Genomic DNA, 23469 nt, shown 5'->3' on the forward strand with positions numbered 1-23469 from the left:
AACAAAATCAATGAAAAAAATAGTACTTATGTTGCTATGCTTAGGCATGGCACAGATAACTTATGCCCAAATTACATTTGAAGGTGTTGTAAAAGATACACTTGGAAAACCATTAGAATTGGCAAATGTAATTGCGCTAAATAAGAAAACAAATGCACTAGATTCGTACGGAATTACTAATCATGAAGGACGTTTTCGCCTCTCATTAAAGAAAAATACAAACTACGCTATCAAAGTAAGTTACATAGGATTTGCTACGATTAATGACTCTTTGACAACGACAGAAGTTGATCTCAAAAAAGACTTTGTAATGAAGACTGATAAGAGTTTGGATGCAGTTGAATTGACCTATGAAATGCCTGTAACAATCAAAGGAGATACAATTGTCTACAATGCAGATTCCTTTAAAAATGGCTCAGAAAAAAAATTGGGTGATGTTTTGAAAAAATTACCAGGTGTTGAGGTTAATGATGAAGGAGAAATAAAAGTTGAGGGAAAAACCGTTTCAAAAGTAATGGTGGAAGGAAAAGAGTTTTTTGATGGAGATAGTAAACTAGCCACGAAAAACATTCCAGCGGACGCTATTGATAAAGTAGAAGTACTGAAAAATCACAATGATGTTTCTCAAATGCGTGGACTTGGAAACGATCAGGATAATGTGGCAATTAATATCAAACTAAAAGAAGGAAAGAAAAATTTCTGGTTTGGAGAAGTAACTGCCGGAGTTGGTCCAGAAGAACGATATGTTGCGAATCCAAGGTTATTCTATTACAGTCCAAAATATAGCGTAAACATTATTACTGATTTTAATAATATAGGTTCAATTCCGTTTACACGAAGAGACTTCTTTAACTTTTCAGGTGGATTTAGAAATGTATCTCGTAACACGGGAACGAATTTTAATGTAGCTTCAAGTGATATCGGATTCTTAACATTACGAAACAATAGAGCACAAGCAATTGATTCCAAATTTGGCGCAGCAAACTTTAGTTATGAAGTAAAGAAAACATGGGATATTAGTGGTTTTGCAATCTATTCTGGTTCTCGAACGGAAATCAGCGAAAACAGTGTCAATGATTATTTAGATGAAAATATTCCTGACGAAAATACAGTCACAAACACACGTCAAAAAAGTGATTTAGGATTGTTTAAGTTGAGTACAAAGTATAAACCAAATTCAAACAATCAGTTAGATTACGATGCTTTTGGAAAAGTTTCCAATCAAGGTGAACGTACAGATTTCTTCTCATCTTTGTTAGGTGATATAGATGAAAATCAAACACAAAATCCGTACAGTATTAATCAAAACCTTAATTACTATTATACAGCAAACGAAAAAAATATATTCGCTTTTGAAGCGCAACATTTATTACAGGATGAAGATCCTTTTTATAATGCCAAATTAGCGCAAAGTGAACAATTTCGTTTTACAGATTTATTAGGTTTAAATACAACACAATCAGGCTTGAATATTGGACAAGATAGACGTGTGAAAACAAACAAGCTAGACGCACGCGTAGATTATTGGTATGTATTAAATAATAAAAGTAATATCAACATTACAGCGGGAACGACACTAAGTACACAAAATTTTGATTCTGAAATCTTTCAAATTTTGGACAATGGAAGTGTGTCTCCACTTACAAACTCATTAGAAGAGGTTACGAATGATGTAAAATATAACTTCAGCGATACATATGTAGGTTTACATTATAAAATTAAAGCTGGAAAATTCACATTCACGCCAGGAATTACAGCACATGCTTATGGTTTGAAGAATATTCAGTTTGGTTCAGAATTTAAAGATAACTTCACACGATTCTTGCCAGATTTAGACATTCGTTTACAATTAAAAAACTCTGAAAATATCAACTTTAGATATCAGATGCAAACCGATTTTACAGATGTAAATAATTTGGCAGAAGGATTAGTGTTTAACAATTACAATTCATTATTTAGAGGAAACAGAACTTTAGAAAATGCATTGTCACACAACTTGAATTTAAGTTACTTTAGTTTTAATATGTTCAATTACACAAACATATTTGCATTCCTAAACTATAACAAACGTGTGGATCCAATTAGAAATCGCTCTCAATTCTTAACGATTCCAGGAGCAAATCCAGGTGATCCAGATGTATTAAGTACAAACAGTGTTTCGTCTCCTTTTAACTCTAATTTTGCAGATGAAACGTTTACAGCGAATGGACGATTTGAACGCACATTTGGGAAACTAAAAGCTTCTGTTGGTGGAAACTTGTCATTGTCAAAATTTACACAAGAAATTAATGGAACTAGAAATGTGAATGAATCGTTTACACAAGGATATCAAACGCGTTTAAGCACCAACTTTAGAGATGCGCCAAATATTGAGATAGGGTATAATTTGACCATTAATAAATACGATCAAGGAAATATTACAAACACATTTACAACCAATAGTCCGTTTGTAAATGTAGATGCATATTTCTTAAAAAGTTTCGTCTTTACAGCAGACTATTCGTATTTCAATTACAAAAGTGAAGAACGTACCATAAACAATTACAGTTTCTTAAAAGCAGATTTAGCATATCAGAAAAAAGATAGTAGTTGGGAATATACGATTAGTGGAACCAACTTGTTGAATACAAAATCATTGAATCAAGACAATTCTAGTAATTTTTCAACTAGTACGAGTGAATATTTCATACAACCGCGATACCTAATTTTAAGTGTGAAGTATAATTTATAAAATTTATTGAGTAGCTATAAAGAAAGCCTTTCCACTATGGAAAGGCTTTTATTGTTGTAAATTTTTTAAAAGAAATTAGTTTTATCCTTTAGTAATAATTTGCTCCATATATACATAAGGTCCATCTGGTGCTGATTGTGCAATACGCGCGCAATACCAATCAGATCCATAATCGATGCCTGAATTCCAACCGCCAATTGGACTATTTGATTCTGCCCAAGTCCAAGCTTTTGCTTCCGAATCTGGGTTGTTTGGCCATTTCCCTTTGTATACCTCAATTTTATCTTTCTGTGCTCTAAAAGGCGCATCTGTTCTCCATTCTAACCATAATTTGCTTTGTTTTTCGAATGTTACTAATTGCCAAGAATAACTTTTTTCAGCCATTTGACGTCTTGAAGTTTTTTCTTCATTTCCCATAATGTAATAGTTTTAAAGATTTGCCTACTCTATAATAAGGTTTTCGGCTTCGCCTAGTTTTGATTGTTTGATGTTTCAAAATTCATCATAACACAGAAAAAATAATAGACTGTAAGTACTGAAAATACGCTTCCGTAGTTTCCCGTGATTTGCTGTGGTTTTTACGTATTTATAATATTATAGCTAGTAAACACAGGGTTTTTTAGCTAGTTTTATATCATAATTAAAGAAGAAAACACTACCAATTATATTAATCATATAAAATTTCACACATGAAAAAACAAAAAAACAAAATAACCGAAAAAGCATTTTTAAAGTATATAAGACGTTGGGAACGAGAAGATATGTTGCAATTATCGCATCATTTTCATAAAATAACAACTAATGGAAACCAGTATACAAGAACTAGTGATTTTCAAATGAGTGCTGATGAGGTGAAAGAGTTTGAAAAAATAAAGGATGGAATTGACACTCTTGAAATTTATTTAGGATTAAAAAAAGCAAACAAGAAAAAACAAACCTTTTTTCCAATCTTAAAAGTAACGGATGTACTTAAAAATAAACATTATTTTAGATTAGATCCTATTGAGACTATTGATGATTCAAAAGAAAATGCTGACCCGTATGAAGAAGTTCCAGGAGTATTTAAAGATATGGTTTGTAAAAATTGGAATGAGATTGATGTTCATTTAATCGATGATTTATTTACAGCACGTGCTAAGAAAAAAGTAGGAAAACGTATTGTAGAAGCTACAGAACGTGTTTTGAGTTATAAAGTGAATGACGCTATGATAAAAAACGTCATACAGAAACTGATAGGGATTAATGAAATTACCTTATATTCTGGAATCGATATGAATAAATTTTCAAGCAAAGAAGTCATCTCATTCACACCAGTACTTGGATTCAAATATGAAAAACGCAACAAAAAAGAAGAAACATTAGGACTTAAAGGAATAGTTGAATTTACAGGAGGAAAAGAAGTGTTTATTGAATATACAAGCCCATGTCCGCCAACGTGTTAAATGTAATAAAATGAGTAAAGAATTCTTTGGAAATCTGCGATTGATATCGTCACTTACGATAGTACTTCCGTTGCTTATAGCGATATGGAAGTACCATCGTTTATCGCAAATGCAGCGAAAATTATTCTATTTAATTATTCTATTTTCCATCACAGAACTCATTGCAAATATTTTATGGTATCAAAAAGAGAATAACTTACCTGTATATCATTTTTATACAATTATTGAATTCCTATGTATTATTTACATTTATAAAGATGCCTTGCATAAACTATTTCCCAAATATGTTTTTACCACAGCAGCCATAGTATTTACGGTATTTTGTATTGTGAATATGTCCTTTTTTCAAAGTATACGTACGTTTAATTCAAATGCAACAACAACATTAGGACTATTAGTCATCTTTTTAACCATAAGCTATTTTTATGCATTACTAAAAGAAGTAAAATATGCTTCGCTAGAACGGAATCCAATGTTTTGGCTTAATGCAGGGTTTTTAATATATTTTTCAAGTAACTTGCTCTTATTCTTTATTAGTAATAGTTTGTCTACAAAAGCTGCTGAGGTTAATTTCTTAGTTTGGGGATTGCATGCTATTGTTAATATTGTATTAGTCATTTTTTTCATAATAGCTATATGGGTGAATCCGAATCAACAATAACGTTACAAGTCATAATCATCGGAATGGTTATGATTTTTGTGCTTGCTTTAGCGGTAATTTTATTTTTTATTGTCTATCAAAAACGATTACTAGCACAACAAAAAAATCATCAAAAAATTGAAGCTGACTATCAACGAGAATTGTTAGCCGTTGCTATTGAAGGTGAAGAAAAAGAACGTACCCGAATTGGAAAAGAATTGCACGATGATGTTGGCGCTTTGTTAACGACAACCAAACTATATTTGAGTCAGGTTTCTTCGGAGCTTTCTCCAGAAGAATTAATGGCAACTACCGATAAAATGCGTTCACTTTTTGACAATATGATTCAAAGTGTTCGGAATATTTCACAAGACTTACGACCTGTAATTTTAGAAAAATTAGGATTAATAGAAGCTGTTGCTAGTTTAGCTCAAACAGTGAATGATACAGGTAAAATAAAAGTAACTTTTACAGATTTTACAACGAGTTCTATCGCGAAAGCAAACGAATTAAACACGTACAGAATCATTCAGGAATTAATCAATAATACCTTAAAACATGCATTAGCATCAAACATGTCAATCATGATGAGTACTGAAAGAAAAACGTTGAAAATTGTATATGAAGATGATGGAATTGGGATGCAACAAGAATATGTAAATCAAAAAGGAATTGGACTAAAAAACATAGAAAGTAGATTGTCTGTACTAGAAGGAACCATTAGTTTTAGTGCTCAAAAATCAGGAATGAAAGCAACGATTAATATACCAATAGCATGACTGAAAACAACATACAATTAGGCTTAGTAGACGATCATAATTTATTCCGAGAAGGTATAAAATCATTGCTCGATAAAATTTCAGGTGTTACATTGGTTTTGGAAGCTGTCAATGGAAAAGATATGTTTACAAAGCTGAAAAATGATGTGCCAGATGTCATATTGTTAGACTTAGAAATGGAAGAAATGAATGGTGTTGATGCGACGTTGAAATTGCAAGAAGAATATCCGGATGTGAAAATTTTAATCTTAACCATGCACAAAGAAGAACGCATGATTTCATATTTAATGGAAATTGGCGCAAATGGTTATTTATTAAAAGATACAACACGCGAAGAACTGGAAGAAGCCATAAAAACAGTTGTGAAAAATGGTTTTTATTTTAATGAATTTGTATCGCAAGCATTGTTGAAAGGATTAAAAAATAAATCTGGAAGACCTTTAAAAATAGGAAAAGATTATCACTTAACTGCGCGCGAATTAGAAGTGTTAGAACTCATAGCACAAGAATGCACAACTGTCGAAATTGCCGAAAAACTATTTCTCAGTACGCGGACGATTGAAGGACATCGTAAAAACTTAATCAGCAAACTTGGTGTAAAAAATATTGCAGGTTTAGTAATCAAAGCCATCAAAGAAAAGTTGATTGTTATTTAAGTCACTTCGTCATTCCGAACTTGATTCGGAATCACACATATAACTGTTATGAGAAGCTGAATCGAGTTCAGCTTGACGTTTAATTCGTTGCAATCTGTCTCATTAGATAACAGATTCTTCATTATTTCATAATGCTGTTTTAAGTTACGTTGCTTTCGATGTATCAATCAATTTCTGAATCGTTTGTGAAATAAAAATACTCATAATCACAAACCCCATAAAAAAGAAAAAACCGTTTTGAAGTTCGGAATTGTTTGTTGTCAATACATGTAAGCTTGACGAAATGTTTTCTAGCTGATCTAACTGGCTCGAAATGATTCCTGTAAAGCCAATATATGACATAAAAATTGCAACAACCATGACATCAGCCATTGACCATTTCCCACTTTTAAACACTAAAAAACGAATGATTTTATTATTCTGAAGAGACTGTTTAAACAATAATAAGATACTTGAAATTAATTTCGATACAGGAAAAATAACACTAAATAATAATACCAACAATCCAACCAACATCACTTTGATTTCGCCTTGTGATAACATCACTTTTGAAACTTCCATGATACTTTTGCTTTTATAATACAACACTTGATTTGTAAATGAAATTGGTTCGCCCATGAGTTGTAATTCCATCGAAGAAATTCGTGCATCAATAGCAATCATAGGAAGAAAAACACCTAAGATTAGTAAATGCAAAGCTGCTAAAATATAGAGTGTAATTTTTAATTTTGAATGGTTTTTTACGAAGAAAATCATCAATAAAATACTTAGAAACGAAAACAATAAAACTAAGTTTATAATGTTTTGTTTCCCGTTGATTTCTTCAAATTTTTCAGAAATCAGTTCTTTACAATCGCCTCCAGATTGCGCATTGTATTTGCTAATAATAGTATTGTACGTACTGTAATCTATCTTTTGAAAAGTTCCGTCTGTATACGAATTTATTTGTTCAAGAATGTACTTTTTAATGTTGTCTCGATTTTCATCATTCTCCAAGAAATCAAGAATATCTTCAGTAATGACAGGAACATGTTGTTTTAATTCACCAAAAATTTCAAAAAAGTCTGCGCCAAAATTTCGTAATACAGATCCGAAATCTGCTTTTCGGTCATTTTCAGCTTTGTAACTTGTTTCAAACTTATCAATAGCTTCATATAAAAAAGCTTGAACTTTAGCGCGTGCTTCTTTCCGATCGCTTCCTGTGAGTTTTAATTCTTTTAGTTTTTTCGTGATAATTTCAGCAAACTGTTCTTCCCATTTATCAATATTAAACATACCATACTTGATGTCCGAAAGTTCAATAAGATCAGCTTTTAACGTCCTTTTTTCGTTTTCTAAACGATACGATGTAAATGCTGTAAAACTTATCACAAGCAATAATAAAATCAGGATGCTATTTGAAATACGATTTTTATTCACGTTGGTTGTTTTGGAAATAGTATACTTAAAAGACGAACTATTTCGACTTTTGTTTCATTCTGTAAAATTAAGCGTCAAAATTATCAACTTCGTAGTGTAACCCAATTTGCGATTTTACACGATCTATAATTTGAATTAATTGTTCACTAATTGCTAGTGGTAATTTAGAACTTTCGGTTTCACCATTTCGAATACATTTGTTGACTTCTTCAATTTCATGAACATATCCGTTTCCTGTATATGGAAGTTCAAAAACAGTTTCTTCGTTGTTTTTAAACAGTGTAATTGTTGAAGGTTGATGGAATCTGCGGTGTAATTTTATAGTGCCTTTTGTCCCGTGAATATAAGCTTCCGTAGGAGTATCAGCTTCAATAGTAGAAGATAAAATTGCTTTTTCTCCATGTTTATAATCAAACAACATCGCGCAAAAACTATCAACATTTGTTGTAGTCATTCGCGCCATTGTTTTAATATCTGTTGGAATTCCTAAAGTTAATAAACTCAGGAAAATAGGATAGATGCCAATATCTAACAATGAACCGCCAGCTAACTTTTTGTTATACAAACGACTTTCCGGATCGAACTCACTTCTAAAACCAAAGTCTGCTTGAATATTAGTAATTTCTCCAATTATTTCTTCATCCAAAAGTTCCAACATTTTTTCAATAGAAGGCATAAAGCGTGTCCAAACGGCTTCCATTAAGAAGAGGTTTCTTGTTGTTGCTTCTGTAATCATTGTTTTCACTTGTGTGGAATTGATTCCTAATGGCTTCTCACATAAAACACCTTTGTTATGTTGCAAACACAATAGTGTATTTTCAAAATGAAATGTATGTGGTGTTGCAATATAAATGACATCAATTTTAGGATCATTTACAAGTTTTTCGTAGGAATCGTACGCATTGACTGCATTGTGTTTTAATGCAAATTCGGTTGCTTTTTCCATGCTTCTTGAAGCAACTCCTTGAAGAATTGCGTTATCAGAAAGTTGTAAATCTGCAGCGAATTTATTGGCAATTTTGCCCAAGCCAATAATTCCCCAATGTGTTTTTTTGTGCATATTGTGATGTTTCAAATACATCCAAATTTAGGGAATTATAAGCGGGTTTTTAAATAATTTTCATATCAGCCTTTCACACATTTAGTTATGCATTCATTGGTAAAATTACTTTTTTTACAATTTACTGATTTGCATTGTCTTTTCTCGCCTCTAAAAATTCTTCTGCAATCTCTCTTTGCTCTTCTAAAAGTTCTTCTGCAACTTCTTTTACATCTTCTTTTTTGTTTACCTTTTAAATTCCTTTTACAATTTCGGATGCAGGTTCTTTTATTTCTTCTTGCAGTATTGATACAATTCTTTTTATTTCGACGGGCTTCTTTTTTACAATCTCTTTTGTCTTTTCTACATGCTCTCGCTTTTTTTCGCGTGCATTTTCGTATGCATCTTGCGTTTTTAGAATTATGACAATTCAACTGATCTTCCAAATTTTTCACAATACATTTTTCTTTGCATTTTTTGATGGCATCTTCTTTCGATAATCCAGAGGAAGGATTGGGTAAGGATAATTCGCAATCCTTTTTACACTTTTCATATTTTGGTAAGGATTCACTTTTACAATATTCCATTAATTGCTTATTACAACTAGAAAATAATATGACAATTAAACATAAAAATAATTTTTTCATTACACTATAATTATAGTTTTGCTTACTCTATTCACTTTTCAGCTTCCGTGTTATGGTATGAAATTGCTGCAAATCTGTGTAGTTTTAAAGTGTAACTTTTTAAATTGTGAATATGAGTTGATTATGTGTCATACTCAATGGATAAAATGAAATTCGTTTTAGATGATATATCAAATAAGAAGAATTAGTAACTTAGTATAAGCTATTAAATCTACGTAAAACATCGTATGTTTTGAGACTGTTCTCTTTTGTAATTTTATAAATCTTAAATAAGGTAACAGTTATGAAAACCGATTTCTTTCGATATGTATTTGGACTTTTTATCATGAGTATATTATGTATGTCATGTAAATCTTCCGCATTAACACAACTTGAAGGTGAAAAAGATTTTATCATTCTCAACACTGGTGATACTATTTATGGTGAAAAAATCAGACTTTCCAGAGGGTTCAATAAAGTAGGTCGGGTAAAAGTTGTTAAAGCTAGCGGAAAAAAACTTGTGTATGAATACGATAAAGTATATCAAGTACATCAATATCGAAAAAGCAAAAATTTTTATGTGCAAGAATTCGTAATGTTAACACCAAATAATTCAGTTTCGTACACATTAATGGATATTAAAGTCAATACCGGGAACATAAAATTATTTGAGCACAATCCTACGCGAATGCCGAATATTCCGTTTGTTGTGAGTGATTTTTTTCATGGCTATGTTCGTAATCAAACCGAATTCAATAACTTATTAAATAAGTTAGATGCGTGTGAAGCATTTCTGGTAAAATTTACTAAAAAAGAGCAACGTAAAAGAAGTAATCTTAAGAAATTAATTGAATTTTATAATGCAAATTGTGGTAGTTATAAGTAAAATATCTCTTTTCTAATTAATTAATAAGGAGTCAATTCGTCCCAAAAAAAGCACTTCTTATTCCATTTTTTTATTTCAAATTCGCTTGCTTTTTTTCATACAACTCTTTGAAGTATTGCAGTTTCAGAAAGTTGTAAATCGGCAGTAAATTTATTGGCGATTTTGTCCAGACCAATAATTTCCCAATGTGTTTTCTAGCGTTTCAAAATTCCCAAATAGGCTTTCCAAGGACCAACTTCAGTAGTATATTGTTTTGCTAGGACTCTTGATATTTGAGCAATATGACCTAAATCGTGAACAGTCCAAGTGGCTAACAATTGCTTTAGATTAACGTCTCCTAGCTCAGGATGAATTCCTTTTTTTACGAAATCATTTTCTGAGAGTTGAAGTTTTTCTATTTCGTGTAAATTTTGCTTTCTTAATTCTGTAAATTCGGCTAATAATTCTTGAATAGTTTTCCCTTTGCTATCATTTTCTTGCGCAAATCTATCGAATGATTCAAACGTTTTATTGTCATTGTTGGATAAGATAATTTTAGCTCTAACAATCCAATCTGTTTTTTCTCCATGAATTAAATGACCTACAATATCATACGGACTCCATGTGTTTTCACCTTCATTATTGTGCAACCATTCATTTGATAAACCATTTAGTAATGTAGTTAGTGTTTCTGGAGTTTTGCTTAATATTTCAATTGATTTATGAATTGTGAAAGTCATTGATGTTATTTTACAATTAAAAACATGATGAAGTTACTCTTTTTATATGAATTACATTAATCGAGAAAATAATTAAGTTGCTATACCAGCTCCGGCTCCTGCACCACTATCATCATTGCCATCTTTTCTAAACTTTTTCCAAATTTCATCATCTCTAGCATCATCATCACTGAAATATTCTTCATCGGAAAACCCGCTATCAGGTAATTTTTTTGTGTTCTCAAATTTATGACTTTGATTGCAAACGGCACATAAAGGTCTCAATCTGCTTGGATCATCATGATCTTCTCTGATTTCAGCGTCACTTTTTCGTTGTTTTTTTAACTTTTTTAACCTTCCAGCCCACGGTGGATAATGGTCAAGTTGTCCAGATACTTGATTGTGTCGTTTCCCAGATTTGCTAGTATAATAGGTTTTTATTTCTCTCCCTTTTTTATCAGCCAAAGGTTTTCCACAACCTGGGCAAACATGCAAGCCACTTTTGTTTTTAGGTGCTTTTCTAATGACTCTTCTCCTCAGTCTTTGGCTAAAAGTTTGTCGATGTTTTCTTTTTTTGTGAGGTGGAACATATTCATCATCGCTATCACTTTTGCTACTAGGCTTCTTTCTTTTTTTTCCACCTAATTGCGCAACATCATTTGTTGATTTAGAAATTGTTTTTGATGGTTCGGTTTGTGTAGTATTACTGACTATTTTTTGTTGAATAATTGCTTTTGGTCTATTGTCAACAAATTGAAATGTATCATTTGTAGGCTGTTTTCGTTGAGAAACAGTATTTGCTACAGACTGTTGCTGTTTTTTTTGTTCTTTATGATCATGCGTGTTCATGAATACCAACTTAGGATGAAATTACTTTTTTAAGATAGTATATAATTGGGCAAAAGGAATAGTAAATAGAACTATAAATGTAACCTGTCTACGAATTGTATACGATACTGTATATTTTTCTTATGCTAAGTATTTATACACTCATTCCATAAATAAAGTGTCTCATTACATTTTTTTACGATCGCATTGATAATTTTTTCAATTTTGAACTATAATCAACACAAAAAATATTAGTTTATCAGGTTATATTTTAACGATGAAAGCCGCTTCTTTTTTTAAAGAAGCGGCTTTCTTAATATATAACTAAGCTACGAATTTCTTACAATCCGAAAGCAGTTTTTACAGTATCAACGTAATCTAATTTTTCCCAAGTGAATAACTCAACATCCATTGTTTTAGATTCTCCGTAAGGAGTTGTGAAAGTTTTAGAAACCGTTTCATTTTTACGTCCCATATGTCCGTAAGCAGCAGTTTCACTATACATTGGTGTACGTAAGTTTAAACGACTTTCAATTGCTGAAGGGCGCATGTCAAATACTTCAGTAACAACCTTTGCAATCTCTCCGTCTGTCATGTTTATTTTTGAAGTTCCATACGTATCAACAAAGATTCCCATTGGTTCAACAACTCCAATTGCATACGAAACTTGTACTAAAATCTCATCAGCAACACCAGCAGCTACTAAGTTTTTAGCAACGTGACGTGTTGCATATGCAGCACTTCTATCTACTTTACTTGGATCTTTTCCTGAGAATGCTCCACCACCGTGTGCACCTTTTCCACCATATGTATCAACGATAATTTTTCTTCCTGTTAATCCAGTATCTCCGTGAGGTCCACCAATAACAAACTTTCCTGTTGGGTTAATATGATACTTAATATCATCACCAAATAAAGCTTGAATTGCTGGATCTAATTTTGCTATTACACGTGGAATTAAAATCTCAACGATATCCTTACGGATTTTCGCTAACATTACTTCGTCACTTTCATCAAAATCATCGTGCTGTGTAGAAATTACAATTGCTTCAACTCTTGAAGGTACATTGTCGTCATTATATTCAATCGTTACCTGACTTTTTGCATCAGGACGTAAATACGTGATATCTTCATTTTCTCTACGTAGAGCAGCCAATTCAATCAACATTAAATGTGATAAATCTAAAGCTAAAGGCATTAAGTTTTCAGTCTCTTTCGTTGCATATCCAAACATCATTCCTTGGTCACCAGCACCTTGCTCTTCTTTAGTAGCTCTGTCCACACCTCTATTAATATCATCAGATTGCTCATGAATAGCTGATAAAACTCCACAAGAATTTCCATCAAACATGTATTCGCTTTTCGTATAGCCAATTTTGTTAACTACTTCTCTAGCAATCTTTTGAACGTCTAAATATGTGTTTGATTTTACTTCTCCAGCTAAGATAACTTGACCTGTAGTAACTAAGGTTTCACAAGCTACTTTCGATTCAGGATCGAATGCTAAAAAATTATCAATTAAAGCATCAGAAATTTGATCTGCTACCTTGTCTGGATGTCCTTCTGAAACCGATTCAGAGGTAAAAAAATATGACATAATAAATCTTCTTTTAAAAATTATATTAGATGGAAAACTAAAAAGTGATTGCTTTGTCGGCTAAAGAAGTAGAAAATTACTGCTTTAGCATTTTTTAATTTCTTGACGATATCAAGAATTGAGGTTGCAATCAGTTCAAATTTTTCCTCAAAAATCAGGTGCAAATGTATGAAAATCTACTTAGATATAAACAACAAAAAAATATAAATTAATATTTAACAATTATTAGTGTCTAATTAAAATTATTCAAAATGTTTCAAAGCTCAGTTATAATAGAGTTTTTTACGTTTTAAGCTCACAATGTATAGCTTCTAAAACTCTTAAGGAGATAGCAAACAGTTAATTATATAGTCAATGTAAAATCTTGACTCTTGATTCTAAAAGCGTAGCACTCTTTAATCTTTTATTGAGGAATATGGTTTAATTACAAAAATGTTAAAAAGTAAAATTTATTAAAAAATATTTGGATATTAAATAATTATGATATTACCTTTGTGCCAAACAAAGACGAAAAATGTTTAATAAAGTTTCAAATATGATGTGTTGTATGATGTGTAGCAGAAATGCCGCAGAGGACACTATTGTATTACGCTAACTTTAAAAAAGCATCTCACAATAATTTAAGCCTCTGCAATTGCAGAGGCTTTTTTCATGATTATATTTTAAGTTAATTTTTTTTCAAAAAACCAAATGGTAACAATTTTTCAAATAGCAAGATTCAAAACTACAATGACAATGTGTTGTTGTATGATGATGACTATGTGCATGCTATGCTGTAGTCAACTCCGCTATTATCGAAAAGTTCCTGATAAACTATAAAACGTTTATCGTATCTATATAAAAAGGTCCTTTAGGTAATACACTACCAAAAGGACTTTTTTTTGGTTTGAACTGAAATCATAATGACAAATTTTCAAAAAGGTATTAAAAATAAATAGCATATACACAAGAATAAAAAAGAAACAAATACATAAAAAAGAGAAAACATGAGCACACAAAAATTCGCAACAAAAGCATTACATTCAGGACACGACACTACACAAAATGGTGGAACAAGAGCTGTCCCAATTTATCAATCTACAGCGTATGTATTCAACAATTCGGATCATGCATCAAACTTATTTTCCTTAGCAGAACCTGGAAATATTTATACAAGAATAAACAATCCAACAAATGATGTTTTAGAACAACGCTTGGCATCATTAGAAGGTGGAATTGCAGCAGTAGTAACTGCTTCAGGAACTGCCGCAATTGCTACAACATTCCTTACATTACTTAGAGCAGGCGATCATATTGTAGCTTCCAATAGTTTATATGGCGGAACGTACAACTTACTCAACGTAACGTTGCCAAGACTAGGAATTACAACAACATTCGTTGATCCAGACCAAGAAAACAGTTTTAACGATGCTGTTCAGGAAAATACAAGAGCTATTTTTATTGAATCGTTAGGGAATCCAAAACTAGACGTATTAGACATTGAAGCTATTTCAGCACAAGCACAAGCAAATAAAATTCCATTAATCGTTGATAATACGATTGCAACTCCTTACTTATTGAATCCTATCAAGCATGGCGCAAATATTGTCATTCACTCACTTACAAAATACATTAACGGAAACGGAACGGCATTAGGTGGCGCTATTATTGACGCAGGAACTTTTGACTGGACAAACGGAAAATTCCCAGAATTTACAGAACCTTCAGCAGGTTATCACGGTTTAGTATATAGCGAAGCATTAAAAGAAGCTGCATTTATTGCCAAAGTTCGTATCGAAGGATTACGTGATTTTGGTTCGGCATTAAGTCCATTCAATGCGTTTCAAATTATTCAAGGATTAGAAACATTGCCAATTCGTATCAAACAACATAGTCAAAATGCATTAGAATTAGCAAAATGGCTACAAACACAAGAAGCAGTTGCTTGGGTAAATTACCCTGGATTGGAAACTAGCAATTATCAGGCTCTAGCCAAAAAATACTTATCAAAAGGGCAAAGTGGAATTGTAACCTTCGGAATTAAAGCCGGATATGAAGCCGCAAAACGAATTGCCGATGAAACGAAAGTATTCTCATTATTAGCAAATATCGGAGATACAAAATCATTAATCATTCATCCAGCAAGTACAACACACCAACAATTAAATGTTGAACAACAAGCGTCTACTGGTGTAACACAAGATTTAATTCGTTTGTCTGTCGGATTGGAAGATGTAGAAGATCTAAAAGCAGATTTACAAACGGTATTTGAAAACATAACAGCGGGAATTCCAGCATCATAAATACAGCTATTTTGGCAAAAAACACTTCAGATATTACAATTACGGATTTCTTTACCGAAAGTGGTGCGTACTATCCGAACCTAAAGTTGAGTTATCAAATTTTTGGTTCAGATAGTGCGGATGCGCCAATTGTTTTAGTAAATCATGCGCTGACAGGAAACTCGGAAGTTACAGGTGAAAATGGTTGGTGGAAAACATTAGTTGGTTCAAAAAAGTGCATTGATACCAATCATTTTCGCATACTGAGTTTTAACATTCCTGGGAATGGGTTTTCGAATGAAGAAAGACTTATTGAGCAGTACAAGGATTTTGTAGCAAGAGATATTGCAAAGATTTTCATTAGAGGATTAGAACATTTAAAAATCAATACTCTTTTTGCTGCTATTGGTGGATCGTTAGGTGGAGGAATAGCATGGGAAATTGCAGCATTAGAACCGAATTTGATAGAACATTTAATTCCGATAGCTTCTGATTGGAAGTCTTCCGATTGGTTAATTGCGAATTGTTTTTTGCAAGAACGAATTTTGGAAAATTCGAATCAACCGATTCAAGATGCGCGTATTCATGCAATGTTGTGTTATCGAACGCCAGGTTCTTTAAAAGAAAAATTTCAGCGAACGCTAAACAAAGAACAAGGTGCTTTTAATACGGAAAGTTGGTTGTTGCATCATGGTGAAAAACTACAAAGTCGCTTTCAATTAGCTGCTTATAAATTGATGAATCAACTATTAAAAACCATTGATATTACTAGATCACGTGAACCATTGGAAAAAGTAGTGGCAAACATTACATCAAAAATTCACATGATAAGTATCAATACAGATGTGTTTTTTACGGCAGCCGAAAACAGAGAAACTTATGAGCGCTTAAAGCATATCAAATCAGACATCTATTATGATGAAATTGATTCCATACATGGACACGATGCTTTCTTAATAGAATACGAACAATTAAGTCTATTACTGAGAAATATATTTAAAGTGCCATCAACCTCAATAGTGTAAAGAAAAAGAAAGAAAAAGATATGAAAATTTTAAAATTTGGCGGAAAATCTCTTGCAAATGGAAAAGGAATTAAAACCGCAATCCAGATTATTAAAGAGAAAGTAAAACAGCAAGAAGACATTGCAGTTGTGTTATCTGCGCGCGGTAATGCTACAGAAGAATTGCTAGAGATGTTGGAAAAAGCTTCACGTAAAGAATGGTATCATGAGCAATTGACAGCTTTTAAAGCATATCAAAGTCAAATAGAAAGATCATTAGATTTTTCGGAAGAGTTTACAACATTGGAAAACTTATTTCAAGGTGTTTCTTTATTGGGAGATTATAGCGAAAAAATAAAAGATAAAGTAGTATCTCAAGGTGAAATTATCTCAGCAAAGCTGGTGACAAATTTACTTAAAAAAGAAGGCGTAAATGCGCATTTTACAGATGCAAGAAAACTGATAAAAACGGATGATGTTTTTGGAAATGCGCGTCCTTTGGATGTAATTTCAAGAAAAAATATCATTAATCATTTTAAATCACACAATGGAAATACCGTTAACATAGTTACTGGATTTATTGCTTCAAACAAAAATAATGAAACGACAACTCTAGGACGAAATGGAAGTAACTATACTGCAGCTTTATTAGCGAATTTTTTAGATGCAGAGGAATTACAAAACTATACACATGTTGACGGTATTTTTACAGCAAATCCTGAACTGGTTACTGATGCCAAAAAAATAGAAGCATTGTCTTTTAATGAAGCCAATGAATTGGCAAACTTTGGCGCAAATATATTACATGCAAAAACGATTGTTCCTTTAATTGAAAAGAACATTCCATTGCGAATCTTAAACACGTTCAACAGTTCAGATAATGGAACTATTATTACACAAAAAACAACGACAAAGGGTATCAAATCAATTTCAGTATTAGACAATGTAGCATTGGTTAACTTGGAAGGAAGAGGTTTGCTTGGTAGAGTTGGAGTAGATGCTCGAATTTTTAAAACATTGGGTGAAAATGATATCAATGTGAGTATTATTTCACAAGGTTCTTCTGAACGTGGAATTGGAGTTGTTATTAATGTTGATGAAGCTTCAAAAGCAATTATTGCGTTAGAAAAAGAATTTGAAGACGATTTTTACACCAAAGATGTCAATAAAATATCTGTTATTGATGATGTCGCTGTAATTTCAATTGTTGGGCAAGATTTAAGTGAATTCCATAAGCCATATACAGCATTGATTAAAAATCAGGTTGTTCCGGTATTATTTAACAATACAGTTTCTGGTAAAAATGTGAGTTTGGTTGTGAAAAAATCACAACTACATAAAGCTGTCAACGTGATTCACAGTCAAATTTTTGGAATCTCTAAAAAGGTAAACATAGCTGTTTTTGGAAAAGGTTTGGTTGGAGGAACATTGGTAGATCAAATTATACAAAGTAAAAGCGACCTACTTGAAAAAAATAATATCAAGTTAAATGTGTTTGCTGTAGCAGATTCACAACATGTGTATTTAGATAAAAGTGGAATTGTAAACGATTGGAAAACTGAGTTTAAAAAAGAAAAAACTGCATACACCTTACAACAAATTATAGATTATGCGAAAGCAAACCATTTAGAAAATCTCATTGCGGTTGATACAACTGCAAGTAAAGACTTTATTCATGATTATATAAGTTTAGTTACAAATGGCTTTGATTTGGTTTCGGCAAATAAAATTGCAAATACAATTGAGTATTCGTTCTACTCAACATTGCGTGAGCAACTCAAAAAATATCAGAGGAATTATTTGTACGAAACCAATGTTGGAGCCGGATTGCCATTAATTGATACAATCAAATTATTACATAAGTCAGGTGAAAAAATCAAAAAAATACGTGGCGTATTTTCAGGATCATTGAGTTATCTGTTTAATACATTCTCAGTGGAAGAAATTCCATTCAGTACAGTATTAAAACAAGCAGAAGAAAAAGGATTTACAGAACCTGATGCACGTGAAGATTTATCTGGAAATGATGTAGCGAGGAAATTATTAATTCTCGCAAGAGAACTCGATTTAAAACATGAACTATCAGATATAACGATTCAAAGCTTATTGCCAAATGATTTACAACACATTTCGTTGGAAACATTCAAAAAGAAAGTAACTGAATTAGATAAAACATATAAACTTATCAAAGCGAATCAACAAGAAAATCATGTATTGCGTTATGTTGGTGACTTATCAACTGAAACAGGAATCTTGGAAGTAAAGTTAATTTCTGTACCAAGCAATAGTGCACTGGGACAAATAAAAGGCTCCGATTCTATTTTCGAAATCTATACAGAAGCATACAAAGAACAACCTTTAGTAATTCAAGGTGCTGGTGCTGGTGCGGCGGTAACAGCAAGAGGAGTTTTTGGAGATATTTTACGCTTGACGGAGAAATTATAACACTAAATATTAAATGCTAAATTAAAAACGTAAAATATTTTTTACGAGCAACAAACAACAAAAAAATGAATTCACAACATATAGAAACACAAGCGATTCGAACACAACTTGAACGCTCAACTTTCTTAGAACATTCCAGTCCATTATATCTTACTTCAAGTTTTGTATTTGAAGATGCAGAAGATATGCGTGCTTCCTTTGCGGAAGAAAAAGAACGAAATATTTACAGCCGATTTACCAATCCAAACACATCTGAATTTGTGTCCAAAATTTGTAAAATGGAAGGCGCGGAAGATGGTCATGCATTTGCTACAGGAATGTCTGCAGTATTTTCCACATTTGCGGCATTGTTAAATAGTGGCGATCATATTGTTTCATCACGATCAATATTTGGTTCAACACATAGTTTATTTACAAAGTTTTTACCAAAATGGAATATAGAAACGAGCTATTTCAAAGTAAACGAAATAGACACTATTGGATCATTAATTAAACCAAATACAAAAGTATTATATGCAGAATCGCCTACAAATCCAGCCGTTGATATTATAGATTTGGAGCTTTTAGGGAAGATTGCCAAGAAACACAATCTCATCTTAATTATTGACAATTGTTTTGCAACACCATATTTACAACAGCCTATACAATTTGGAGCAGATTTGGTGATTCATTCAGCTACGAAACTTATTGATGGGCAAGGTCGTGTACTTGGCGGCGTTACAGTTGGGCGAGCAGATTTAATTCGTGAAATTTATCTATTTGCAAGAAATACAGGTCCTGCATTATCACCATTCAATGCATGGATGTTATCCAAAAGTTTAGAAACCTTAGCAGTTCGTGTAGATCGTCATTGTGAAAATGCGTTGAAAGTTGCTGAATTCTTAGAAAATCATCCCGAAGTCAATTGGGTAAAATATCCTTTTTTAAAATCGCATCCACAATATGAAATTGCCAAAAAGCAAATGAAGCTTGGTGGAAATGTAGTTGCGTTTGAAGTAAAAGGTGGTGTTGATGCAGGAAGAAAATTTCTAAACAATATTCAAATGTGTTCATTATCAGCAAACTTGGGTGATACACGAAGTATTGTAACGCATCCTGCTTCTACGACGCATAGTAAACTATCGATAGAAGATCGTTTGGAAACCAGTATTACTGACGGACTCATTCGTATTTCTGTAGGATTAGAAAATGTAAACGATATTATTCATGATGTAGACCAAGCCTTAAAAATATTAACAATTTAAACAACAAGCTTTAAAAATATAACACTTTTTAACCTCAAACAATGTATGTTCTTAATAAAAAAAGAAATACATTTGACACTTAATCTAGTAAGTCTATAGAGTATTAGTATTTTAATTAAAAAAACATGATTTTAAATCAAATAGTCAGAAATAAAAGCGATTATAAAACAGACGTAAATTCTGAAAAACCGTTGCGCAGTTTTGTGAAATCAATCAGTTGGAGAATCATAGGAACATTAGATACTGTTTTAATTTCTTGGTTGATTACAGGTACATTGAGTGTGGCTTTTGCAATCGGATCTATAGAAATGGTCACAAAAATGGTATTGTACTTTTTTCATGAAAGATTATGGAATATTATAAAATGGGGAAAATAAGATGAGTGTAAATATTAAAGAAATAAACGAAATATTACAAACAAAAACGCCTGCTGAAATTATTTCATGGGCTTTAGAACAAGAAGGAAAAGCGGTTGTAACGACAAATTTTAGACCGTATGAAGGCGCAATTTTGCATGCGTGTACGCAAGTAAAATCAGATCTTGATGTGATTTGGTGTGATACAGGTTATAATACCCGAAATACATACAAACATGCGGAAATTTTAATAAAGCAGTTAGGATTAAATATCGATTTGTATGTACCAAAACAAACTTCGGCTCATAGAGATGTAGTATTAGGAATACCTGATATTGATGATGAAAAGCATAAACTATTTACGGAACAAGTAAAGTTAGAACCTTTCAGACGCGCAATGGAGTTTCACAAACCAAACATTTGGTTTACGAATCTTAGAAAAGGACAAACAGCATTTAGAAGTTCCATAGATATTGTTTCACAAGGAAAAGATGGCGTATTAAAAGTAAGCCCTTTTTATAATTGGTCAGATGAACAATTAGATATGTATTTAGAAGAGCATGGAATTCCAAACGAATTCAAATATTTCGATCCAACAAAAGTATTAGAAAATAGAGAATGCGGATTGCATTCATAAGACAAAAGATATGAGTACGAAAGTATTACAAACAAACGTATTAGAAAGCGAAGCAATACATATTTTTAGAGAAGTTGTTGCGCAATTTGAAAAACCAGTATTGTTATTCTCTGGTGGAAAGGACTCTATTACGTTGGTCAGATTAGCTCAAAAAGCATTCTTTCCAGCTAAGATTCCATTTCCTTTATTACATATAGATACAGGACATAATTTTCCGGAAACGATAAAGTTTCGTGATAGACTAGTGGAAAAATTAGGATTAAAACTAATTGTGCGAAATGTGCAAGACAATATTGATGCTGGTAAAGTAACAGAAGAAACTGGAAAATACGCAAGCAGAAATATGTTGCAAACAGAAACACTATTAGATGCAATAGAAGAATTTGGTTTTGATGCATGTATTGGTGGTGCCAGAAGAGATGAGGAAAAAGCAAGAGCAAAAGAACGTATCTTCTCTGTACGAGATGATTTTGGACAATGGGATGAAAAAAACCAGCGCCCAGAAGTATTTGATATGCTAAATGGTAAAATAAATTTAGGGCAAAATGTACGCGTATTTCCAATCTCAAATTGGACAGAACTAGATGTGTGGAGCTATATAGAAAAAGAAAACATAGAAATTCCATCAATCTATTTTGCACATACGCGCGCAACTTTCCTAAGAGATGGATTAATCTGGTCTGCAAATGATGAGGTTGTATACCGAGAAGAAGATGAAGAAACAGAAGAACGCGTAATTCGATTTCGAACAGTAGGTGACATGAGTTGTACGGCAGCAGTACTTTCAAAAGCATATGATATTGCTTCGGTAGTACAAGAAATTAGAAAATCAACGATATCGGAACGTGGTGCACGGATAGATGACAAACGTTCGGAAGCAGCGATGGAAAAAAGAAAAAAACAAGGATATTTTTAATAAAAAGAGCTAAAAAATGGATGTATTAAAAATAGCAACCGCAGGAAGTGTAGATGATGGAAAAAGTACCTTAATAGGTAGAATTCTATACGATACAAAATCATTGACAGATGATAAATTGGAAGCAATAGAACGAAAGAGCAAACAAAGAGGATTTGATTACCTAGATTTTTCGCTGGCAACTGACGGATTGGTTGCTGAGCGCGAACAAGGAATTACAATAGATGTAGCACATATTTACTTCTCTACGGCAAACAGAAGTTATATCATTGCTGATACTCCAGGACATGTGGAATATACAAGAAACATGGTAACTGGAGCATCTACATCACAAGTAGCAATTATTCTAATTGATGCTAGAAAAGGAGTGATAGAACAAACATCGCGTCACTTTTATATCAATAATTTATTGCGTGTGAAGGATATTATTATTGCAGTAAACAAAATGGATTTGGTTGATTTTTCCGAAGAAAAATACAATGCTGTACAGGAAGAAATACAAACGTTAATCTCAAAAACGACGTATAAAGAACAAAACATTACATGTATTCCAGTAAGTGCATTACAAGGTGACAATGTAGTTGAAAAATCTGAAAACATGTCTTGGTATACTGGTAAAACATTAGTAGAACATTTAGAACAAATTGAAGCGCAAGATGTATATGAAGAAGCGCAAACTCGTTTCCCTGTACAAACAGTAATCAGACCAAAAACGGAAGCATATCATGATTTTAGAGGATATGCTGGAAAACTTTACGGTGGCGAAATAACAGTAGGTGATGAAGTCACGGTATTGCCTTCTGGAACGCAATCAAAAGTAAAAGAAATCTATTTCTACAATGAAAAATTTGAACGTGCAGAAAGAGGAAGTTCTATCACGTTAACGCTAGAAGATGATGTCAATGTAAGTAGAGGTGATATGATTGTAAAAGCATCCGAAAAACCAACGATAGAAAAAGAATTACAAGCTACTATTTGTTGGATGGACAAAAAGCCATTAACGGCTGCCGCAAAATATAGTTTACAACATGGAGTACATAACGTATTAGCAAAAATTGTTGATGTACATACAATTGAAGAAACTAATTTTTCAGGAGAAAAAACAGCGGCATCTGAACTTCAGCTCAATGAAATAGGGAACATTCAACTCAAACTAAGTAAACCGTTGTTTTTTGATAGTTATCAAAAAAACAAACACAATGGCGGATTTATACTCATCGATTTACAAACGAACACAACTGCTGGAGTTGGGTTTATTAACTAATT

Annotated in this window: 21 protein-coding genes; 14 read left to right on the forward strand and 7 right to left on the reverse strand. The window is 32.4% G+C overall.

All coding sequences use genetic code 11. The features are described 5' to 3' along the window. The first annotated feature begins 10 nt into the window (after window positions 1–10). Window positions 11–2731: a carboxypeptidase regulatory-like domain-containing protein gene (locus ACUUYC_RS11620; protein WP_474266006.1), complete on the forward strand. Its 2721-nt coding sequence runs from the start codon at window positions 11–13 to the stop codon at window positions 2729–2731. A gap of 81 nt (window positions 2732–2812) precedes the next feature. Here the strand turns inward: ACUUYC_RS11620 and ACUUYC_RS11625 are convergent, their stop codons facing one another. Beyond that, the gene (locus tag ACUUYC_RS11625; RefSeq protein ID WP_474266007.1) at window positions 2813–3148 is read right to left on the reverse strand and encodes a hypothetical protein; all 336 of its coding nucleotides are present in this window, start codon (window positions 3146–3148) and stop codon (window positions 2813–2815) included. Between the two features lie 272 nt (window positions 3149–3420). On the opposite strand from ACUUYC_RS11625, the gene ACUUYC_RS11630 reads away from it, so the two are divergent. Genes ACUUYC_RS11630 through ACUUYC_RS11645 form a run of 4 tightly spaced genes read left to right on the forward strand, consistent with a single transcriptional unit; the run spans window position 3421 to window position 6248 of the window. Next, window positions 3421–4173, forward strand: coding sequence for a hypothetical protein (locus ACUUYC_RS11630; protein ID WP_474266008.1), 753 nt, complete (start codon window positions 3421–3423; stop codon window positions 4171–4173). A 10-nt stretch (window positions 4174–4183) separates the two neighbouring features. After that, on the forward strand, window positions 4184–4834 hold the full coding sequence (locus ACUUYC_RS11635; protein WP_474266009.1) for a hypothetical protein: 651 nt from the start codon (window positions 4184–4186) through the stop codon (window positions 4832–4834). Beyond that, window positions 4810–5592 (forward strand): sensor histidine kinase, encoded by a 783-nt coding sequence (locus ACUUYC_RS11640; RefSeq protein ID WP_474266010.1) that lies wholly within the window; start codon window positions 4810–4812, stop codon window positions 5590–5592. The genes ACUUYC_RS11635 and ACUUYC_RS11640 overlap by 25 nt, the downstream gene beginning before the upstream one ends. Next, on the forward strand, window positions 5589–6248 hold the full coding sequence (locus ACUUYC_RS11645) for a response regulator transcription factor (protein ID WP_474266011.1): 660 nt from the start codon (window positions 5589–5591) through the stop codon (window positions 6246–6248). Before ACUUYC_RS11640 ends, ACUUYC_RS11645 begins: the two co-directional genes overlap by 4 nt. A 144-nt stretch (window positions 6249–6392) precedes the next feature. Here the strand turns inward: ACUUYC_RS11645 and ACUUYC_RS11650 are convergent, their stop codons facing one another. The 3 genes from ACUUYC_RS11650 to ACUUYC_RS11660 form a co-directional block, all read right to left on the reverse strand. Then, window positions 6393–7667: a paraquat-inducible protein A gene (locus ACUUYC_RS11650; protein WP_474266012.1), complete on the reverse strand. Its 1275-nt coding sequence runs from the start codon at window positions 7665–7667 to the stop codon at window positions 6393–6395. A gap of 67 nt (window positions 7668–7734) precedes the next feature. Beyond that, window positions 7735–8727, reverse strand: a complete 993-nt coding sequence (locus ACUUYC_RS11655; RefSeq protein WP_474266013.1) for a Gfo/Idh/MocA family protein — start codon at window positions 8725–8727, stop codon at window positions 7735–7737. Between the two features lie 65 nt (window positions 8728–8792). Beyond that, window positions 8793–9353 (reverse strand): hypothetical protein, encoded by a 561-nt coding sequence (locus ACUUYC_RS11660; protein WP_474266014.1) that lies wholly within the window; start codon window positions 9351–9353, stop codon window positions 8793–8795. A 283-nt stretch (window positions 9354–9636) separates the two neighbouring features. Between ACUUYC_RS11660 and ACUUYC_RS11665 the strand changes: the two genes are divergently transcribed. After that, window positions 9637–10218 (forward strand): hypothetical protein, encoded by a 582-nt coding sequence (locus ACUUYC_RS11665; protein WP_474266015.1) that lies wholly within the window; start codon window positions 9637–9639, stop codon window positions 10216–10218. A 194-nt stretch (window positions 10219–10412) separates the two neighbouring features. Here ACUUYC_RS11665 and ACUUYC_RS11670 read toward each other — a convergent pair whose 3' ends face one another. From ACUUYC_RS11670 to metK, 3 genes are all read right to left on the reverse strand, one after another. Then, on the reverse strand, window positions 10413–10937 hold the full coding sequence (locus ACUUYC_RS11670; RefSeq protein ID WP_474266017.1) for a DinB family protein: 525 nt from the start codon (window positions 10935–10937) through the stop codon (window positions 10413–10415). A 72-nt stretch (window positions 10938–11009) separates the two neighbouring features. Continuing rightward, the gene (locus ACUUYC_RS11675; protein ID WP_474266018.1) at window positions 11010–11765 is read right to left on the reverse strand and encodes an eL34 family ribosomal protein; all 756 of its coding nucleotides are present in this window, start codon (window positions 11763–11765) and stop codon (window positions 11010–11012) included. 319 nt (window positions 11766–12084) lie between these two features. Then, the gene (metK, locus tag ACUUYC_RS11680) at window positions 12085–13341 is read right to left on the reverse strand and encodes a methionine adenosyltransferase (RefSeq protein WP_474266019.1); all 1257 of its coding nucleotides are present in this window, start codon (window positions 13339–13341) and stop codon (window positions 12085–12087) included. Window positions 13342–14327: 986 nt separating this feature from the next. Between metK and ACUUYC_RS11685 the strand changes: the two genes are divergently transcribed. The 8 genes from ACUUYC_RS11685 (at window position 14328) to ACUUYC_RS11720 (ending at window position 23467) form a co-directional block, all read left to right on the forward strand. Beyond that, entirely contained in the window at window positions 14328–15623 is a 1296-nt protein-coding gene (locus ACUUYC_RS11685) for an O-acetylhomoserine aminocarboxypropyltransferase/cysteine synthase family protein (protein WP_474266020.1), read from the forward strand. An 11-nt stretch (window positions 15624–15634) separates the two neighbouring features. Next, a complete protein-coding gene (locus ACUUYC_RS11690; RefSeq protein WP_474266021.1) occupies window positions 15635–16627 on the forward strand; it encodes an alpha/beta fold hydrolase in 993 nt (330 codons plus the stop codon). A gap of 20 nt (window positions 16628–16647) precedes the next feature. Continuing rightward, the gene (gene thrA, locus ACUUYC_RS11695) at window positions 16648–19050 is read left to right on the forward strand and encodes a bifunctional aspartate kinase/homoserine dehydrogenase I (protein WP_474266022.1); all 2403 of its coding nucleotides are present in this window, start codon (window positions 16648–16650) and stop codon (window positions 19048–19050) included. Between the two features lie 65 nt (window positions 19051–19115). Then, a complete protein-coding gene (locus ACUUYC_RS11700; RefSeq protein WP_474266024.1) occupies window positions 19116–20294 on the forward strand; it encodes a trans-sulfuration enzyme family protein in 1179 nt (392 codons plus the stop codon). 125 nt (window positions 20295–20419) lie between these two features. Beyond that, on the forward strand, window positions 20420–20671 hold the full coding sequence (locus ACUUYC_RS11705) for a DUF2061 domain-containing protein (protein WP_474266025.1): 252 nt from the start codon (window positions 20420–20422) through the stop codon (window positions 20669–20671). Between the two features lies 1 nt (window position 20672). Then, entirely contained in the window at window positions 20673–21287 is a 615-nt protein-coding gene (locus ACUUYC_RS11710; protein WP_474266026.1) for a phosphoadenosine phosphosulfate reductase domain-containing protein, read from the forward strand. Window positions 21288–21297: 10 nt separating this feature from the next. Then, window positions 21298–22203: a sulfate adenylyltransferase subunit CysD gene (gene cysD, locus ACUUYC_RS11715; RefSeq protein ID WP_474266027.1), complete on the forward strand. Its 906-nt coding sequence runs from the start codon at window positions 21298–21300 to the stop codon at window positions 22201–22203. Between the two features lie 16 nt (window positions 22204–22219). Further along, window positions 22220–23467: a sulfate adenylyltransferase subunit 1 gene (locus tag ACUUYC_RS11720; protein ID WP_474266028.1), complete on the forward strand. Its 1248-nt coding sequence runs from the start codon at window positions 22220–22222 to the stop codon at window positions 23465–23467. Window positions 23468–23469: the final 2 nt, after the last annotated feature.

Source organism: Kordia sp. E (assembly GCF_056033805.1).

Excerpts from the sequence above, each read along its gene's own strand:
- ACUUYC_RS11655 (WP_474266013.1), bottom strand. The coding sequence starts at position 8,727 with ATGCACAAAAAAACACATTGGGGAATTATTGGCTTGGGCAAAATTGCC.
- ACUUYC_RS11670 (WP_474266017.1), bottom strand. The coding sequence starts at position 10,937 with ATGACTTTCACAATTCATAAATCAATTGAAATATTAAGCAAAACTCCA.
- ACUUYC_RS11675 (WP_474266018.1), bottom strand. The coding sequence starts at position 11,765 with ATGAACACGCATGATCATAAAGAACAAAAAAAACAGCAACAGTCTGTA.
- ACUUYC_RS11720 (WP_474266028.1), top strand. The coding sequence starts at position 22,220 with ATGGATGTATTAAAAATAGCAACCGCAGGAAGTGTAGATGATGGAAAA.
- ACUUYC_RS11645 (WP_474266011.1), top strand. The coding sequence starts at position 5,589 with ATGACTGAAAACAACATACAATTAGGCTTAGTAGACGATCATAATTTA.
- cysD (WP_474266027.1), top strand. The coding sequence starts at position 21,298 with ATGAGTACGAAAGTATTACAAACAAACGTATTAGAAAGCGAAGCAATA.
- metK (WP_474266019.1), bottom strand. The coding sequence starts at position 13,341 with ATGTCATATTTTTTTACCTCTGAATCGGTTTCAGAAGGACATCCAGAC.
- ACUUYC_RS11660 (WP_474266014.1), bottom strand. The coding sequence starts at position 9,353 with ATGAAAAAATTATTTTTATGTTTAATTGTCATATTATTTTCTAGTTGT.
- ACUUYC_RS11620 (WP_474266006.1), top strand. The coding sequence starts at position 11 with ATGAAAAAAATAGTACTTATGTTGCTATGCTTAGGCATGGCACAGATA.
- ACUUYC_RS11710 (WP_474266026.1), top strand. The coding sequence starts at position 20,673 with ATGAGTGTAAATATTAAAGAAATAAACGAAATATTACAAACAAAAACG.
- ACUUYC_RS11630 (WP_474266008.1), top strand. The coding sequence starts at position 3,421 with ATGAAAAAACAAAAAAACAAAATAACCGAAAAAGCATTTTTAAAGTAT.
- ACUUYC_RS11640 (WP_474266010.1), top strand. The coding sequence starts at position 4,810 with ATGGGTGAATCCGAATCAACAATAACGTTACAAGTCATAATCATCGGA.
- ACUUYC_RS11705 (WP_474266025.1), top strand. The coding sequence starts at position 20,420 with ATGATTTTAAATCAAATAGTCAGAAATAAAAGCGATTATAAAACAGAC.
- ACUUYC_RS11665 (WP_474266015.1), top strand. The coding sequence starts at position 9,637 with ATGAAAACCGATTTCTTTCGATATGTATTTGGACTTTTTATCATGAGT.
- ACUUYC_RS11635 (WP_474266009.1), top strand. The coding sequence starts at position 4,184 with ATGAGTAAAGAATTCTTTGGAAATCTGCGATTGATATCGTCACTTACG.
- thrA (WP_474266022.1), top strand. The coding sequence starts at position 16,648 with ATGAAAATTTTAAAATTTGGCGGAAAATCTCTTGCAAATGGAAAAGGA.
- ACUUYC_RS11685 (WP_474266020.1), top strand. The coding sequence starts at position 14,328 with ATGAGCACACAAAAATTCGCAACAAAAGCATTACATTCAGGACACGAC.
- ACUUYC_RS11700 (WP_474266024.1), top strand. The coding sequence starts at position 19,116 with ATGAATTCACAACATATAGAAACACAAGCGATTCGAACACAACTTGAA.
- ACUUYC_RS11625 (WP_474266007.1), bottom strand. The coding sequence starts at position 3,148 with ATGGGAAATGAAGAAAAAACTTCAAGACGTCAAATGGCTGAAAAAAGT.